The sequence below is a fragment of the Metabacillus sp. 84 genome (genome assembly GCF_050107715.1).
In the GTDB taxonomy this organism is placed as follows: Bacteria; Bacillota; Bacilli; order Bacillales; family Bacillaceae; genus Metabacillus_B.
In genome coordinates this window covers 56,270-71,778 of sequence record NZ_JBNILN010000005.1, presented here as the reverse complement: position 1 = coordinate 71,778, position 15,509 = coordinate 56,270, and the positions used below count along the sequence as shown (strand labels likewise).

Below are 15,509 nucleotides of genomic sequence, written 5' to 3'. Positions count from 1 at the left end.
CGTTCCTCCGTTTTACGTTCTCTTCAGAACATAATGATTGAATGTCTCCCCATCCAAGAAAACCTTCCGCAGAAAAAGATAACCGCTTTTCCTAATCACCCGGTTGGATGCAGGATTATCCTCCCGTGCAATCGCATTCAGGATATCCGCTTGTTTTTCTTCAAAAAGGTAGCGGCTCAGTCCTTCTACAGCAAGCGTCGCATAGCCGCGTCCTGTAAAACCAGCAGAAACCGCATACATAATTTCCCGGTTAGGAGCAGGCAGCTCTTCTTTTATGCCCGTACAGCACCAGCCGATCAAACGTCCGCTTTCTTTATGGATGATCCCAAGCTTAAGACGCCGGTCTGCCAGTTCAGCCGCACCCAAAAACTCCTTGTTTGCAGGGATTTCATAATTCGTCACCCAATCTCGTCGCTGTTCCCTCGTAGATTTCCAATCTGGAAGAAAAGTGGAAACCTCGGGCTCGTTGGAAATACGGTAAATCTCGTCCGCATCCTCAACAGTGAATTCACGAAGAAGAATTTCTCCCAAGTCTATTGAAAAAATAGTCATCATGTTTTCTCCTAGCCGGTTATTTAGTCATCTATTATTCTACCTTAAAATAAGAACGGATGGATATTTTTTCCTGAACACCCTTACAAACACGTACAAAAAAACAAGCCGGAGGTCTAAATGATGAGAAAAATGTGCATGTACATTTTAATATTGGGGGTGTTTGCAATGACAGCTGCGGGCTGTGGTGCGAGTGTTGAAGAGAAGGAAGAGCAGGAAAAAATTAAGGATCATGCTGCACCAATTGCAGTTGATTATGCAATGAAATTCTATCATAAAGAATTTATAATTGATGGATTTGAATTTTCATCACAAATTGGAGGAGGGGTTTTATTTGTTCGTGGACACTTTGAAGGTGAAAAGCCAAACCAGAGAACTGTGCAAATATCCTATAATCCTGAAAATTATAAAGAAATGACAGCAGATGCTATGAAAAAGTCGAAGCTAGATTAGGAGGGGGAAGAGATCTATCATATAACAGCCTGCAGTTGAACTTGCTAAGGATAAAGATGATAAGGAATTCATTATTAACTGCTATGAATTCTCATCTAAAGTTGGCGGTGGTACAATTTTTGTAGACGGTCATTATGAAGGTGAAGAACCTAACTCTCGTTCTGTACAAGTAGTCTATAACCCAGAGAACATTCAGGATATGGAAGCTAGAGGTATGAACGAGTCAGAAAATTAAATGGAGAATAGTAGGGATCAGATTATTTATATAGTTATTTATCTGAAACAAGCCTATCGAGATGACAATAAGACTAAAAAGTTTGTCCCAAAATAAGAGGAGAATACCAAGAGTGGAAAAGAATCAACAGCATCCAAATAAATGGTTTATTACAATAATTTACAGGGTAGTGATTAATAGTTCCTTTTTCTCTTGTTATAAACACACATTATCTACTAGTTTTAAAGAAGTAAAATTTTCCAAGAAGAAAAAGGGAGGTACTGATAGTGAAAAAGCTATTTTTTTAATTATAACAACGGTGGTGTTTATTGTGGTAGCTGCAGGATGTGGGAAAAGTGAAGAGGAGAAGAAAAACCAGGAGAAAATTAAAGAGTATGCTGCCCCTATAGCGGTTGAATTTGCAAAAGAAATGGATGGTAAAAAATTCATTATTGATGAATACGAATTTTCCTCTAAGATGGGTGGTGGCCTTCTGTTTGTTCGAGGACACTATGAAGGGGAAAAACCTAAAAAACGAACAGTTCAAATTTCTTTCAATACAGAAAATTATCGAGAAATGACCGCGGATGCTCTCAAACTATCTAAAGTAGAATAAACAGGAGATGAAATTATCATGATTACTGATAAGTCATATAGTGCTCTCTCGGATGCAGCATATGATCCAGATGAAGATAAACTATCTAATCAGATAATAGCAGGAGTGATTTTACTTCCCAGTGATGAATTTTTCAGCGGAGATACAAAGTGCGGGTTTGAAAAATCTTTAGCGTCCAATTAGATAAAGGCTTGTCAGATAAGCTCCCGCGACCGCGAAGGAGTTTTTTGTTTTTGCCAATAAGGATAGACCCTTCCTGTATGAGAGAAGGGTCTTACATATTTTTATAAAAAGGAGTCGTTTAGCTCCTGTTGCATTGCATCTGTCTTTGACTTGACAGCTGGTTTCGGAATCCTGTAATGGTTCTCATATTTACACATCTCGCAGGAACAATTTAAATGGGTCTTAGATAATTTCCCGGGGGTTTCAGGCAGGGGTGAAGCATAGCGGCGCTTTCATCCAATCCCCAAACCTGTTTCAGAATTCCCAGTTTCCGGTTAACGGCTCGCTTTCTTTGGTGACGGTAATACGAACGTGATCGATATTTCTTAAATGAAACTCTCCCTAGAGTAGCGTACCTCCTGCAGGGGGTCTCATAGGGTTCGTGAACCCCTGCAGGCAGGTACTTGAGGTTTTCATTTGATGAATTACTTTCTTCATAGATTTTTCTTAGCTGGTGAGGGCAAAATTGTGATAGAGCGTATTGTGATTTAACCCTGCAGCGCAGTTCGTAAAGCTTAAAAGGAGCGGGTCCTTGGAGAGGCTATTTATAGAAATTCGGGAAATGTTCTTCTATGTTCATCGCTCGAAATTTTTTTGGGAGGACTCGACAGCCCCCCTTGGTCATTAGCTCTTCATTCGGTATTTATCTATGCTGATCCACAAGAATGATGTTACCATCCGGATCTTTGAGGGTGAAACTAGCAGGACCTTCAGAGTCCGCATCGGCTTCCGAAAGCAAGGAGATTCCCTTTGATTTCAGCTCGTGCTGGAGGTCGCGTACATCCGTAAATGATTCAAGGTTCTCAGCCTTCTGATCCCAGCCAGGATTGAATGTGAGAATGTTCTCTTCAAACATTCCTTGAAACAGTCCGATAACAGTATCTTCGTTTTTCATGATCAGCCAATTATGTTCAATGTTCCCGCCCATTGAATCAAAGCCGAGCTTTTCATAGAATTCTTTGGACTTTTGAATATCCTTCACGCTTAAGCTTACTGAAAATGAGCCAAGTTTCATCCCTGTTTCCTCCTCAATTAACGTTCTATATCCAGTATAAAATGATTTTGATCAAACTTCATTAACTTGGACGGAATTTTTCGATTTGGTGAAAAGTTAAAGCCTTTAAGGGGGAAAGTGTTTGAAATGATGCGGAGGATGATTTAATAAGATAACGGGGCACCCCGTCCCGCAGGATCTCCTATATCCTCGAAAACCCAGATATATTTCCGATAATCCCCGAATATCAATTTTTAGAAAGAATTCGACAAGCTGGCGCCAGAGTTTTTAGCCACCCTCCCAACTATGCTATAATACAATCACCATTTCACGTGCGAAAAGAGGGGTTTAAGATGTGGCAGGAACAGGTTCAGGTGGCGGCGCCTTATGATTTTGACCGGGTGCTGGAGCGGCTTTCGATTGATTCGATGAATGTGCTGGATTTGGCGGAGCGGTATGTGAAGGTTCCGCTGCGGCTGAACGGCTTTGAGCCGCATGTGGTTACCGTTCAGGCAACGGGGACGAAGCAGGAGCCTGCTTTTACCGTGACCGGCAGGACCGAGGCGGTCAAAGAGGAAGCGATGGCAGAGGTTCGCCGGATCTTCCAATGGGACTTACAGCTCTATGCAGTGGCGGAGCATTTTAAGCCGTCCACGATCGCTGATATATTCGCCGAGCACGAGGGCACGCCGCTCGTTCTGGATTTCAGCCTGTACGGAAGCCTCATTAAATGCATCATCCACCAGCAGCTTAACATGGCGTTCGCGATGACGCTGACGAAGCGGTTCGTGCAGACATACGGGGAAGAGGTGGACGGGGTCTGGTTTTACCCCCATCCGGAAAAAGCTGCCGCCATCCCGGTGACGGAGCTTCGCGAGCTGCAGTTCAGCGGACGCAAGGCGGAGTATATCACCTCCATATCCGCGCTTGTCGCAAACGGTGAAATTGATCTCGATAACATGCACAACCAAACTGACGACGAAATTTATGAGCAGCTCATTAAAATAAAAGGGATCGGGCCATGGACCGTGCAGAACATCCTGCTGTTCGGCCTCGGCCGCCCGAATCTGTTTCCACTCGCCGATATCGGCATCCAGAATGCACTAAAGCAGCATTTTCAGATGGATGCGAAGCCAACCAAGGAAGAAATGCTCGCCTTCAGCAGGGAGTGGGAGCCTTATTTAAGCTATGCGTCCCTATACCTGTGGCGCAGCATCGAAAAAAGAACGGAGCGTTAGCATGAACAACAAGCGTACACATCAACCAAAACAGCAGTCCGGCATCACGATGGAAATGGGACAGACCTTTCCACTGACGATCAAACGGCTCGGCATCAACGGCGAGGGAGTCGGCTATTTCAAAAAGCAGGTCGTCTTCGTATACGGGGCCCTTCCCGGCGAAGAGGTCGTAGCTAGAGTAACGAAGCTTCATGCGAAGTTCGCCGAAGCGGAAATCAAGAAAATCCGGAAGGCATCCCCTCACCGGGTCAAAGCACCGTGCCCGTATTTCGGCAAATGCGGCGGCTGCCAGCTGCAGCATCTCGACTATCAGCAGCAGCTGAAGGAAAAGCGCGATATCCTGATCCAGGCACTCGAACGCCATACAAAATTTGACCTGTCTAAGCTTGAGATCCGCCAGACAATCGGCATGGACAACCCGTGGGAATACCGGAACAAGAGCCAGTTCCAGGTCGGCAAACAGAACGGCAAGGTGGTCGCAGGACTGTACGGCTTGAACACCCACCAGCTCGTCGCCATCGACCACTGCATGGTGCAGACACCGGCCACCGACCGCGCCACTCAGGGCGTGAAGCAGATTCTGCAGGATTTCAAGATCGAGCCATATGATGAACGGAAGCGCCAAGGGCTCGTGAAAAACATTGTCACCCGTGCCGGCATCGAGACAGGCGAGGTGCAGGTCGTCATCGTCACGGAAAAAGAGGCCTTCCCGAAGAAAGACCTGATTGCCGATGAGATCATGAAGCGCCACCCGGACGTCAAATCGATCGTCCAAAACATCAACCCGGGCAAAAACTCGATGATCTTCGGAGACAAGTCCGTCAAGCTGAAAGGGAAAGACACGATTGACGAAAAACTCGGCGCCCTCTCCTTCGGCCTGTCGCCAAGAGCGTTCTTCCAGCTGAACCCGGAACAGACAAACAAGCTCTACAATGAAGTCAAAAACGCAGCCGCCTTGACCGGTAAAGAAAAAATCGCCGACGCCTACTGCGGAGTCGGAACAATCGGCCTCTGGCTCGCCGACGGCGCCAAAGAAATCCGAGGCATGGACGTCATCGAAGCCTCCATCCAGGACGCCAACCAAAACGCCAAAACCCACAACATCAACGCCACCTACGTAACCGGAACCGCCGAACACTGGCTTCCAAAGTGGACGAAGGAAGGCTGGAAACCAGACGTAGTCGTCGTCGATCCGCCAAGAACCGGCTGTGACCGGACACTGCTGGATACGATCAAGAAAGTAAAGCCGAAGAAATTTATCTATGTGAGCTGTAATCCGTCCACACTTGCGAAGGATCTGGAGTACTTGGCTAAGGAGTATAAGGTGGAGTATATGCAGCCGGTGGATATGTTTCCGCAGACGGCGCATGTGGAGTGTGTAGTGCAGATGACTTTAAGGAAAGGCAACTAACCCTAGTGGTGGTTGCTTTTTTATATTTATAATGAATTTACTAACTTGCAGGTTATTTTATTACTGCCATTCAGTTTAGAATTATAAAGTAACGTAGCGGTTGTGTTAATGTTTTGAGAGCCTTTCTACGATGTTTTAGCGATAAAAAGAAGTGTAACCGTTTCTAAATAATTGATAGATAAATATTGGCAGAAAAATGGTATAATAATATCAGGATTATATAACTAGACTTAATGAGACCAATAGACAAATTTGTAACTGATGAGGAGTATTAAATGAGCAGATTGATAGATAACAGCATAACAATATATGAGGCTTTACAAAATATTAAAGATGGAAGATATGTAATGCCTGCTTTCCAAAGACAATTTGTTTGGGGTACGGAGCAAATTGAAAAACTATGGGATTCGATTTTATTGGATTATCCAATTGCAACATTTCTATTTTGGCATGTAGATGACTCCAATGTGTCTTGGGACACCTATTTTTGCAGTTTTTTATCAGAGGTCACATTTGATAGCAGAAAGCAGGCTGACACTGTTAATTACGAGCTGACGAGTATAAATGTTAAGAATACTAATATTGCAGTGTTAGATGGACAGCAAAGGCTGACATCAATGTATTTGTCATTGTTGGGGCAGGCATACATACGTCCCAAAAATTCCAGAAAGAAGTCCGGTGATAAGATTGTTACTAAACTTCTTATAGAACTGAATAAAAATAAGATAACTGTAGATGAGGAAGAGTACAACAGCAAAAAATATGATATTAAATTTAGTGAAAAAATTGGAAGATTAAGTCCAACCCAGTTTGAAATAAAAAATATCCTTGATGATAAATTTCAGAATGAAGCTACAAGAGAAACAGCAATTGAAGAAGCGATCGTTAATGTTCCGGGAGATAGTAAGGACTATGCACGGAGCATTTTAACAAAGTTGTATAATAAAATTTTTGTCGAAAAGCTAGTTAGATACACAGGAATTAAGGAAATGAAACAAGATGATGCTCTAGAGATGTTTGTAAGGTTTAATAGTGGTGGCAAAGCACTTCGTAAATCCGAAATAACAATGTCAATTCTAGAGGCATACTGGCCTAGTGCAAAAACAGAGTTTGGGAAAATACTCGTTGATTCATATGCTGGCTTTGGAACGGACTTTATTATCCGTTCAGCTTTAATGTTGTATGGTGATGTGGTTAAATCCAATATTAACAAAAAGATTGCAGAAGATTTGAAAAACGATTGGAATGGATTTAAGCAGGCACTGTCAAATCTAGAAAGTCTGCTCAAGGAAATGAAAATTGATGTAAGCCGTTTTTCAAGCAGCTGGAACGTACTGCTGCCGATTATCTATTACATATATTATAGTTCTGATTACGTCAATAACATCAAAGGTATTCAGGCATATTTATTGAGGGCGATATTCTTTACATATTTCCAATCCGGTACTACGAGCAAACTTCAGCAGATGAAGAGCAATATCATTAGTTTTGATTATGATATAACAATTGAAATGCTCGATCAGATGAATGACCTGAGCGTTACAGATGGTAAAATTGAAGATGTACTCAATTCGGAAAAAGGAAGCAGAGTTGCTGGTGAAGTACTGTATTATTTAAATCTTTCCTGGACAAACAAAAGCTTTAAATATGAACAAGATCATCTTCACCCAGATAATAGATTCAGCGAGAGTAAGCCAGTATCTGTATCTATGGAAGAGTGGAAAAAATGGCGTGGAGTACGTAATCGACTGCCTAATCTACATCTGCTGGAAGGCAGAAGCAACGGCAGCAAAAACGCTATGCGACTCGTTGATTATTACAATGATATGAACGATGAACAAAAGGCGAAATTTATTAAACAAGCTATAATTCCACAAGATCTTTCATTAGAAATAGAAGACTTTGAAAAATTATATGAGGCCAGAAAATCATTACTCGCGAAAAGGATACGTGAATTACTGGGGTAAGAGATTGCTTTAACGATAGGTAATCTATTTCTGATAGGCATTCTAAATTAAATGAGTCATCAAGTTTAATAGCGAGCTGTCATTTTAAAGTTAGAAATCCCGGAGGACTGCTGGTATTCTCGGATCTAAAACATTTCTCAGCTGATTCCAAGATTGTGGTTGATTTACTAAACAGTCAGGGTGATAAAAATGATGAAAATTATGTTTTTGCTTGCAGTATTAAGTGTTGGCCTATTTGGATTCTTAGATAAGCATTTTTGGGGTTTGATACTTGGACTTGCATTCTTTGTTATCGGTTTATTTTTCAATAAACCACGCTTTTAAAAAAATAATGATTAGCGCAATTGCGATTGGAGAGAATTACCGAGGCACAAAATATCGGCGGAATCATTGTGCTTCCCGTCATAGGAATGCTCATCGGGCAACTAAGCGGACTTTTCCTGCTTGGAATAGAGCTCATGCTGATGATCTCGGCTGCTGTCCTGCTGCTTAATGGTTTTCTGTTTTACTGGATTATGAAGTTTAATAATCGCAATTCCCTGTTTGAGAATCAGATTGGATGAGATAACAACAAATGCAGTTCTTTCAGCTGTCAAAGTTTTTGCAATTGAATCCATTCCTTTTCCATCGAGGTATTCTCTAAAGATCCGTCTACCAATTTCCGGTGTATTAAAATTTTCAGCTTACCGTTGTCTGAGTAGTATCCACAAAAAACACGGGGACGGTTCTGCTGCTTCAGAAGCATCAGAACCGTCCCTTTATTTACTTGCTTGATAAATCATCTTTCAAAATATGGAGTTGCTGTCCTTAGGACCAATCCACCCCACCCCAAGAGGATTGCAGCTTCCGAAGCAGAACAATTTGCCCAATATGATACACAGCGTGCTTCATTGCATTGCTTAGTAAACGCTCAATGGAGTACCTGTCTGCTGCATACGGTTCTTTTAGCTTTTCATCATTTAGTTCCGCGATCACGGCTTTTAATTCATTCATAACTTCGTTTAGGCGCTTTACGGTTAGGTTCCAGCCATTTTCGTCTTCCGGATTCCCTGGATTTGCGAAGGTTTCTTCATTATCCTTTGGTTTATGAGGATTTTCAGTGCCTTTGATTCGATGGATGACGTCTTCATTCCAAAAAACCAAATGGTTGACGATCTGCCAGATTGAATTGCTGGTTATGCCATCCTAACGGTAATGGGTGATGCTGCATATGTTGAGCAGGGTCCGACAATATCGGTTGATATGGCAAACCAATTGAAGCTTCGCAATGTAACAGAATCGTTGGAGGGAGAAGTTATGGCTGGCTATATCCCATTCAGTATGGAAGAGATGGTCAAGATTGATCCTGATTATCTGTTTGTCCTTTCTCATACAACGAATGAGGACGCTGAAAAGATGATTGAGAACAACTATAAAAAGAATCCGGCCTGGAACTCCCTTTCAGCTGTTGCCAATAACCGAATTCATTTTCTGCCGAAGGGTCAATTCGTCATGGCACCTGGTGTTAAAGTAGTGGATTCTTATAAATATATGGCAGATTTAGTCTATTCAAATCAATCCAAGTAACCTCTTGTTTTATGGATGATGGAGGTTATCCATCATCTTTAAATCTGGGCATTTATTCCAAATGTGCTTAAGAGAATACGGAAGGGGTCTATCCGGAAGTATATGACAAACGTTTTGAGTAACGAAGTGAAGATAGGGATTAGAAAAAAGATAAGCTGGAAGGTCTTTATCATTGGCCTCTTTTTCATCCTGGCTATGTTCAGTGTGATGATTAGCTTGGGTTTTGGAGCAGTTTCAGTGGATGTTCAATCGATCTTAAGTATTTTACTGGGCAGCACGGAATCGCCATTTTATACAATCATTTGGAATATAAGGCTGCCCCGCACGCTTGTCGCCGTCTTTGCGGGTATAAACCTGGCACTATCGGGTGCCTTGCTGCAAGGGGTTATGCGGAATCCTATGGCTGATCCTCATATTATCGGTGTTTCCTCTGGTGCAGGTTTATTTGGTATCACCATGCTCCTGGTTTTCCCGGCTTATTCGTATTTGCTCATTCCTGTTGCATTTGTCGGAGCGCTGGCCTCGGCCCTGCTCATCTATCTGCTCGCATGGGACAAGGGAGTCTCTCCAATGAGGATTATCCTTGCCGGTGTTGCGGCCTCTGCTTTTTTAAACTCAGGCGTTTCAGCCCTGTATACATTCTATAGTGATCGGATTCAGGGGGCTGTTTCTTTTATGGTTGGAAACCTGTCAGCCAAAAGCTGGGGGCATGTCGAAATCATCGTTCCTTATAGTCTGATTGGCTTAGCACTGGCATTGCTAAGCGCGCAGCGGATGAATGTACTATTGCTTGGTGATGCTGAATCAAAGTCTCTTGGACTAAACACGGAAGGCTATCGTTTGTGGTTTATTGCTATTAGCGCCCTGCTTGCTGCCAGTGCAGTGAGTATCGTTGGTCTTTTGGGTTTTGTTGGATTAATTGTCCCACATGCTGCAAGGCTTCTCGTCGGGAATGATTATCGGATATTGCTTCCGGCTTCAGCCTTGCTGGGTGTAAGCGTTCTATGCTTATCTGACACCATTGGCCGTGTTGCCTTTGCACCAATCGAGCTTCCTGTCGGTATTATTATGGGGGTTATAGGGGCTCCATTTTTCCTATATCTGTTACGAAAGAAGAGAACGATATGACTATTGAGGCAAAGAATGTGCATATTGGATATGGTGAGAACGAAGTCATTTCAAGTTTATCTCTTCAGTTTGAAACAGGAAAAATCCACAGTATTCTTGGACCGAACGGCTGCGGCAAAAGCACGCTTTTAAAAGCACTTGGAAAGCAAATTCAGACGACTGCTGGAGAGATTTATTTTAAGAATAGTGAAATCAATAAATGGAGCAGGAAAGCCTTTGCCAGAGAGCTTGCTTTCTTAATGCAAGCCCATGAGAATAACCCCGAGATTACGGTAAGACAGTTAGTCGAATATGGACGTTTCCCTCACAAAAGGAAATTTGAACGGCTAAATCAAGAAGATCAGGCAATTGTGGAGCAAGCGATCAACCTGACTCATTTAGAAGATTTAGCTGAGAGAGCAGTAGATCGGCTGTCTGGAGGGGAGCGTCAGAGGGCATGGATTGCAATGGCACTAGCTCAAAAGCCTGCTGTATTATTACTGGATGAGCCTACGTCTTATTTAGACATCCACCACCAGCTTGAGATAATTGAACTGATTAAACAATTAAATATGGCTCATGGCATTACGGTCATTCTAGTCCTCCATGATATTAATCAAGCAGCCATGATTTCAGATCAATTGGTTGTGCTTCAATCAGGAAAACTTTATGATAGTGGAATTCCAGAGAATGTGATTACAAAGAAGATGCTGCGTGATGTTTTTAAAGTCCATGCTGAAATAAATTTTTCATCTGATCGTGAATCAATTTCTATCAGCAATTTTCATCTTCTGGAAAAATAACACACAAAACCTCTGAAAATCAGAGGTTTTTCCTATCGAAGGAATAGGTGGAAGACTGGGAAGCTTTATCCCGCAGAAAGATTTGGAATTCTTTCCTGCTTGTATAAAACTGAATCTTTTCTGATTGCGAATCTTTCCATGGATGAGCCTGATTAACTGTGCATAATTGACGTAGTTATGGACTTTGAAAACAAGATGGGAGTCAGTTACTTTGAAAACCACCTTACAAACTTGATGCTTGGAATAAAAAACCGATAATTTAATTTGAACTCAAAAAAATGTGATAGGCGTTAAAAAGCTTTTTTCGGCTATTCATTTTGGATTGGATATGGCGGCAGGTATTTACATTGGAATTTATCCATATGACTTATCTGCTATAATTGATAACCACCCCCAAACCATGATATAAGTGTAAAGGAGCAAAAAATTGTTTGTTCCTATTAATTGATCTTTATGATTCACCCATATAGAGAGGAATGGAAGAGCAAATGAGTACTAATTTTTGGCGTGAATTGCCGCGGCCGTTTTTTGTGCTGGCTCCGATGGAGGATGTGACGGATGTGGTGTTTCGTCATGTGGTGAGTGCGGCGGGGCGGCCGGATGTGTTTTTCACGGAGTTTACGAATTCGGATAGCTATTGTCATCCGGATGGCATCGAAAGTGTGCGCGGGCGTTTGACGTTCACGGAGGATGAGCAGCCCATGGTGGCGCATATTTGGGGAGACCGTCCTGATTATTTCCGCCAGATGAGCATCGGCATGGCTGAGATGGGCTTTAAGGGCATCGACATCAATATGGGCTGTCCGGTTCCGAATGTGGCACAAAGAGGGAAGGGCAGCGGCTTGATCCTTCGTCCCGATACGGCAGCAGAGCTGATTCAGGCTGCGAAGGCCGGCGGACTGCCTGTCAGTGTGAAAACAAGGCTTGGTTTTAAGGAAATTGATGAGTGGAAGGAGTGGCTCGCGCATATTCTGAAGCAGGATATCGCGAACCTGTCCATCCATCTGCGGACAAGAGACGAAATGAGCCAGGTGGATGCTCACTGGGAGCTCATTCCTGAGATCAAAGCACTGCGTGACGAGATCGCTCCGGATACGCTGCTTACGATCAATGGAGACATTCCTGACCGTCAAAAAGGATTAGAGCTTGCTGAGAAGTATGGCATTGATGGCGTGATGATCGGACGGGGGATCTTTAAAAACCCGTTTGCCTTTGAAAAAGAGCCGAAGGAGCACACCAGTGAGGAGTACCTGGATCTGCTGAGATTGCAGCTCGATCTTCAGGATCAATACGCCGAGACCGTGCCGCGTTCCGTAACGGGCCTTCACCGCTTTTTCAAAATTTACGTCAAAGGCTTCCCTGGAGCTGCTGAACTGCGGAGCCGGCTGATGAACACGAAGTCGACAGATGAAGTGCGGGCTTTGCTGGATGGGTTTAAACAGGAAGGTACTGCTTAAACTAGCACGTTTACCCTTGGGACAATGAATCCCGGGGGTTTTTATATTGGAGAGCAAGGAAACACACGTGCTATACTTACCCTACCACACCGCCAAAGGAGGAAGGCATATGAGACTCGCAATCATCGGACTCGGTGACATCGCTAAAAAAGCTTACCTGCCCGTTCTGTCTGAAAGGGAGGATATCGAGCTTGTCCTTTGTACGCGAAATCCGGATACATTAAAGCAGCTGGCGCAAAAGTACCGGCTGAACGAAACGGTTCAGACAGTTGACGAGCTGGTAACGAAGAAGATCGATGCTGCGGTCATCAGTACAGCGACAGAAGCGCATGCGGAGATCGCTGAAAAGCTGCTGGAAAACGGGATCAGCGTTTACATAGATAAGCCTGTTTCTTTGAATTACAGGGAGACGAAGAGAATCGCGGAGCTTTCTGAAAGCAGCGGGAAAGTAGCGATGACCGGCTTTAACAGGCGTTTTATACCGCGGGTTCAGGAGCTTAGAGAACACGGGAAGTCGAGCCTGATTCTGATGCAGAAAAACCGGTTTGCTGCACCGGATCATGTCCGGAGGTTTGTTGTCGAGGATTTTATTCATGTAGTGGATACGCTCCGGTTCCTGATGGATACAGAAGTGACGGATGTCAAAACGCAGTTTTTGAAAAATGGAGAGCTGCTGGATCATATCGTCGTCCAGCTGAATGGGGACGGATGCACGGCCATCGGGATCATGAACCGGAACGGCGGGGTGACGGAGGAAATCATCGAATACTCAGCAGGCACCCATAAATATGTGGTGAATAGTCTGGTTGAAACGACTCACTACCATAATAAAGAGAACAGTGTCACGAAATTTGGAGACTGGGAACCGACCCTGCTGAAGCGCGGGTTTTATCAGATCATGGATCATTTCATAGAATGTGTAAGAGAAAGCCGCACACCGGATCCATCCATCCAGGACTCCCTCATTACCCATGAAATTTGCGAGAGGATTGTCCGGCAGATTGATCCTGAAGCGTGAGCGGGGTATTTTCGGTGAAACAATGGAATAATTACTTTTATAATAAGCTTTTTTAGAGGATGACATTGATTTTAACACCTGTTGATTGGAGCGGAAGGCGTGAGACTCCGTGCTGAGAGCAGCGGGACAGGTGAGACCCCGCATTCGCGCAGCGGCGAGGAGGCTCACCGCCCAAGGATAAGTGAATGCCTGCAGCGCAAATCAACAACTAAGTTCATAAGAGCGTTATTAAAAAGAAAAAGAGGGAGAAAACATGATTGCGAAAACAGAAGAAGATTTTAACGGTTTAAAGGAAATTGGCAAAATTATCGCGTCCATTCGGGACGAACTGGTCCAAAAAACGGTTCCCGGCATCACGACGAAAGAGCTTGATGATCTGGCAGGAGAGCGCTTTGAAAAAGCAGGGGCCATTTCAGCACCAAAAGGCGAATATGATTTCCCGGGGTTTACGTGCATCAGTGTGAATGAAGAAGTGGCGCACGGGATTCCGGGTAACCGGGTCATCCAGGAAGGAGACATCGTCAATATCGACGTATCTGCTTCCAAGAACGGTTATTTCGCGGATACGGGAATCTCGTTTGTCGTGGGAAAAGGCGAAGAAGTTTTAACGAGAATATGTGACGTGGCGAAAAAGGCATTCGAAGCGGGCCTTGAAAAGGCAAAGCCTGGTTCCAAAAAAAGCAGGATCGGAAAAGCGGTCTTCGAAACAGCGAGAGAGCATGGGTTCACCGTTATCAAAAACCTTACCGGCCACGGGATTGGACGCACGATCCACGAAGCTCCTGACCATATTTTAAATTACAATGACCCGTGGGATAATGAGATTTTAAAAGAAGGAATGGTCATCGCCTTTGAACCGTTTATCTCCACCTCAGAGGAAGAAGTGTTCCAACTGGATGACGGCTGGACTTTTGCCACGAAAAAGAGCTTTGTTGCTCAGATCGAACATACGATCATCCTCACAAAAAACGGTCCGCTTATTTTAACCCAGTAGGAGACCTTGAAAACGAGACAAATTGTGCGGTATGCTTAGACATACCATTCCAACGTAAGGCTGTGATGAACATGCGTATTAATAAATTTATAAGCGAGTCCGGGAAGGCGTCCCGGCGCGGGGCCGACCGGCTGATCGAAGAAGGCCGGGTCATGATTAACGGCAAGAAAGCGAAGATCGGGGATCAGGTGAAGCCCGGGGATGATGTTCGGGTGAGCGGCGATCAGATTCAAGTGTCCCGGAACAATGTGTACATCGCATTGAATAAACCGGTTGGCATTACAAGTACCACCGAGAAAAATGTCAAAGGAAACATTGTCGATCTCGTCAATCACCCTTTGAGAATTTATAACATCGGACGCCTGGATAAGGAGTCCGAAGGCTTGATTCTTCTGACGAATGACGGCGATATCGTCAACGAGATTCTGCGTGCCGAAAACGAGCATGAGAAGGAATACATCGTTTCCGTGGATAAGCCGATCACACCGGAGTTTGTTGAAAAGATGGGGAGCGGCGTCAAAATCCTTGGAACGAAAACCCTCCCATGTGAAGTGGAGCAGCTTTCAAAATTCGACTTCAAGATCATCCTGAAGCAGGGACTCAACCGTCAGATCCGCCGCATGTGCGAGGAGCTTGGCTATGAGGTGTTCAGGCTGCAGCGGGTCCGGATCATGAACATCCATCTCGGAAACCTTCCACCGGGGCAATGGAGAGATCTGTCCAAGAAGGAAAAGAATCAGCTGTTCAGTGAGTTGGATTATTATCCGAATGAGTGGTAAACAGAAAGGATGGGCCGGGGCCCATCCTTTTTTATATGTAGATATGGAGTGTATGTTTCAAATAATAAATTAAAGAAGAACAAAACTTTAAGTGGAATATGGTGGAATTAGTCCCTAT

Annotated in this window: 18 protein-coding genes; 15 read left to right on the top strand and 3 right to left on the bottom strand. The window is 43.9% G+C overall.

The annotated features are described in order from the left end of the window. Window positions 1-12: 12 nt before the first annotated feature. A complete protein-coding gene (locus tag ACQCV8_RS10955) occupies window positions 13-555 on the bottom strand; it encodes a GNAT family N-acetyltransferase (protein ID WP_426844668.1) in 543 nt (180 codons plus the stop codon). Between the two features lie 117 nt (window positions 556-672). Between ACQCV8_RS10955 and ACQCV8_RS10950 the strand changes: the two genes are divergently transcribed. The 3 genes from ACQCV8_RS10950 to ACQCV8_RS10940 all read left to right on the top strand — a co-directional run bounded on the left by ACQCV8_RS10950 (window position 673) and on the right by ACQCV8_RS10940 (window position 2,018). Continuing rightward, window positions 673-1,005 (top strand): hypothetical protein, encoded by a 333-nt coding sequence (locus tag ACQCV8_RS10950; protein WP_426844667.1) that lies wholly within the window; start codon window positions 673-675, stop codon window positions 1,003-1,005. Between the two features lie 347 nt (window positions 1,006-1,352). Further along, complete coding sequence (locus ACQCV8_RS10945; RefSeq protein ID WP_426844666.1) at window positions 1,353-1,835, top strand: hypothetical protein; 483 nt, start codon at window positions 1,353-1,355, stop codon at window positions 1,833-1,835. An 18-nt stretch (window positions 1,836-1,853) separates the two neighbouring features. Beyond that, window positions 1,854-2,018 (top strand): hypothetical protein, encoded by a 165-nt coding sequence (locus tag ACQCV8_RS10940; RefSeq protein ID WP_426844665.1) that lies wholly within the window; start codon window positions 1,854-1,856, stop codon window positions 2,016-2,018. Window positions 2,019-2,700: 682 nt separating this feature from the next. Here the strand turns inward: ACQCV8_RS10940 and ACQCV8_RS10935 are convergent. Beyond that, window positions 2,701-3,072 carry a VOC family protein gene (locus ACQCV8_RS10935; protein ID WP_426844664.1) on the bottom strand — a complete coding sequence of 124 codons (372 nt, stop codon included), beginning with the start codon at window positions 3,070-3,072 and terminating at the stop codon, window positions 2,701-2,703. Window positions 3,073-3,404: 332 nt separating this feature from the next. Between ACQCV8_RS10935 and ACQCV8_RS10930 the strand changes: the two genes are divergently transcribed. The 5 genes from ACQCV8_RS10930 (at window position 3,405) to ACQCV8_RS10910 (ending at window position 8,230) form a co-directional block, all read left to right on the top strand. Beyond that, on the top strand, window positions 3,405-4,289 hold the full coding sequence (locus ACQCV8_RS10930) for a DNA-3-methyladenine glycosylase family protein (protein WP_426844663.1): 885 nt from the start codon (window positions 3,405-3,407) through the stop codon (window positions 4,287-4,289). A 1-nt stretch (window position 4,290) separates the two neighbouring features. Further along, window positions 4,291-5,700, top strand: a complete 1,410-nt coding sequence (gene rlmD, locus ACQCV8_RS10925) for a 23S rRNA (uracil(1939)-C(5))-methyltransferase RlmD (RefSeq protein WP_426844662.1) — start codon at window positions 4,291-4,293, stop codon at window positions 5,698-5,700. A 275-nt stretch (window positions 5,701-5,975) separates the two neighbouring features. Continuing rightward, window positions 5,976-7,667 carry a DUF262 domain-containing protein gene (locus ACQCV8_RS10920; RefSeq protein ID WP_426844661.1) on the top strand — a complete coding sequence of 564 codons (1,692 nt, stop codon included), beginning with the start codon at window positions 5,976-5,978 and terminating at the stop codon, window positions 7,665-7,667. Window positions 7,668-7,856: 189 nt separating this feature from the next. Further along, the gene (locus ACQCV8_RS10915; RefSeq protein WP_426844660.1) at window positions 7,857-7,991 is read left to right on the top strand and encodes a hypothetical protein; all 135 of its coding nucleotides are present in this window, start codon (window positions 7,857-7,859) and stop codon (window positions 7,989-7,991) included. A gap of 26 nt (window positions 7,992-8,017) precedes the next feature. Continuing rightward, complete coding sequence (locus ACQCV8_RS10910) at window positions 8,018-8,230, top strand: hypothetical protein (protein WP_426844659.1); 213 nt, start codon at window positions 8,018-8,020, stop codon at window positions 8,228-8,230. 244 nt (window positions 8,231-8,474) lie between these two features. Here the strand turns inward: ACQCV8_RS10910 and ACQCV8_RS10905 are convergent, their stop codons facing one another. After that, complete coding sequence (locus ACQCV8_RS10905) at window positions 8,475-8,831, bottom strand: DinB family protein (RefSeq protein WP_426844901.1); 357 nt, start codon at window positions 8,829-8,831, stop codon at window positions 8,475-8,477. Window positions 8,832-8,861: 30 nt separating this feature from the next. Between ACQCV8_RS10905 and ACQCV8_RS10900 the strand changes: the two genes are divergently transcribed. The 7 genes from ACQCV8_RS10900 (at window position 8,862) to rluF (ending at window position 15,391) form a co-directional block, all read left to right on the top strand. After that, window positions 8,862-9,233 (top strand): ABC transporter substrate-binding protein, encoded by a 372-nt coding sequence (locus ACQCV8_RS10900; protein WP_426844658.1) that lies wholly within the window; start codon window positions 8,862-8,864, stop codon window positions 9,231-9,233. A gap of 102 nt (window positions 9,234-9,335) precedes the next feature. Then, the gene (locus ACQCV8_RS10895; protein ID WP_426844657.1) at window positions 9,336-10,361 is read left to right on the top strand and encodes a FecCD family ABC transporter permease; all 1,026 of its coding nucleotides are present in this window, start codon (window positions 9,336-9,338) and stop codon (window positions 10,359-10,361) included. Next, a complete protein-coding gene (locus ACQCV8_RS10890) occupies window positions 10,358-11,143 on the top strand; it encodes an ABC transporter ATP-binding protein (RefSeq protein ID WP_426844656.1) in 786 nt (261 codons plus the stop codon). Before ACQCV8_RS10895 ends, ACQCV8_RS10890 begins: the two co-directional genes overlap by 4 nt. A gap of 488 nt (window positions 11,144-11,631) precedes the next feature. After that, window positions 11,632-12,600: a tRNA dihydrouridine synthase gene (locus tag ACQCV8_RS10885; protein WP_426844655.1), complete on the top strand. Its 969-nt coding sequence runs from the start codon at window positions 11,632-11,634 to the stop codon at window positions 12,598-12,600. 109 nt (window positions 12,601-12,709) lie between these two features. Further along, complete coding sequence (locus tag ACQCV8_RS10880) at window positions 12,710-13,618, top strand: Gfo/Idh/MocA family protein (RefSeq protein ID WP_426844654.1); 909 nt, start codon at window positions 12,710-12,712, stop codon at window positions 13,616-13,618. Window positions 13,619-13,871: 253 nt separating this feature from the next. Then, window positions 13,872-14,612, top strand: a complete 741-nt coding sequence (gene map / locus ACQCV8_RS10875; RefSeq protein WP_426844653.1) for a type I methionyl aminopeptidase — start codon at window positions 13,872-13,874, stop codon at window positions 14,610-14,612. A gap of 71 nt (window positions 14,613-14,683) precedes the next feature. After that, the gene (rluF, locus tag ACQCV8_RS10870; RefSeq protein ID WP_426844652.1) at window positions 14,684-15,391 is read left to right on the top strand and encodes a 23S rRNA pseudouridine(2604) synthase RluF; all 708 of its coding nucleotides are present in this window, start codon (window positions 14,684-14,686) and stop codon (window positions 15,389-15,391) included. The last annotated feature ends 118 nt before the right edge of the window (window positions 15,392-15,509 follow it).

Excerpts from the sequence above, each read along its gene's own strand:
- rluF (WP_426844652.1), top strand. The coding sequence starts at position 14,684 with ATGCGTATTAATAAATTTATAAGCGAGTCCGGGAAGGCGTCCCGGCGC.
- ACQCV8_RS10940 (WP_426844665.1), top strand. The coding sequence starts at position 1,854 with ATGATTACTGATAAGTCATATAGTGCTCTCTCGGATGCAGCATATGAT.
- ACQCV8_RS10920 (WP_426844661.1), top strand. The coding sequence starts at position 5,976 with ATGAGCAGATTGATAGATAACAGCATAACAATATATGAGGCTTTACAA.
- ACQCV8_RS10880 (WP_426844654.1), top strand. The coding sequence starts at position 12,710 with ATGAGACTCGCAATCATCGGACTCGGTGACATCGCTAAAAAAGCTTAC.
- ACQCV8_RS10955 (WP_426844668.1), bottom strand. The coding sequence starts at position 555 with ATGATGACTATTTTTTCAATAGACTTGGGAGAAATTCTTCTTCGTGAA.
- ACQCV8_RS10900 (WP_426844658.1), top strand. The coding sequence starts at position 8,862 with ATGGGTGATGCTGCATATGTTGAGCAGGGTCCGACAATATCGGTTGAT.
- ACQCV8_RS10890 (WP_426844656.1), top strand. The coding sequence starts at position 10,358 with ATGACTATTGAGGCAAAGAATGTGCATATTGGATATGGTGAGAACGAA.
- rlmD (WP_426844662.1), top strand. The coding sequence starts at position 4,291 with ATGAACAACAAGCGTACACATCAACCAAAACAGCAGTCCGGCATCACG.
- ACQCV8_RS10885 (WP_426844655.1), top strand. The coding sequence starts at position 11,632 with ATGAGTACTAATTTTTGGCGTGAATTGCCGCGGCCGTTTTTTGTGCTG.
- ACQCV8_RS10915 (WP_426844660.1), top strand. The coding sequence starts at position 7,857 with ATGATGAAAATTATGTTTTTGCTTGCAGTATTAAGTGTTGGCCTATTT.
- ACQCV8_RS10930 (WP_426844663.1), top strand. The coding sequence starts at position 3,405 with ATGTGGCAGGAACAGGTTCAGGTGGCGGCGCCTTATGATTTTGACCGG.
- ACQCV8_RS10895 (WP_426844657.1), top strand. The coding sequence starts at position 9,336 with ATGACAAACGTTTTGAGTAACGAAGTGAAGATAGGGATTAGAAAAAAG.
- map (WP_426844653.1), top strand. The coding sequence starts at position 13,872 with ATGATTGCGAAAACAGAAGAAGATTTTAACGGTTTAAAGGAAATTGGC.
- ACQCV8_RS10935 (WP_426844664.1), bottom strand. The coding sequence starts at position 3,072 with ATGAAACTTGGCTCATTTTCAGTAAGCTTAAGCGTGAAGGATATTCAA.
- ACQCV8_RS10950 (WP_426844667.1), top strand. The coding sequence starts at position 673 with ATGATGAGAAAAATGTGCATGTACATTTTAATATTGGGGGTGTTTGCA.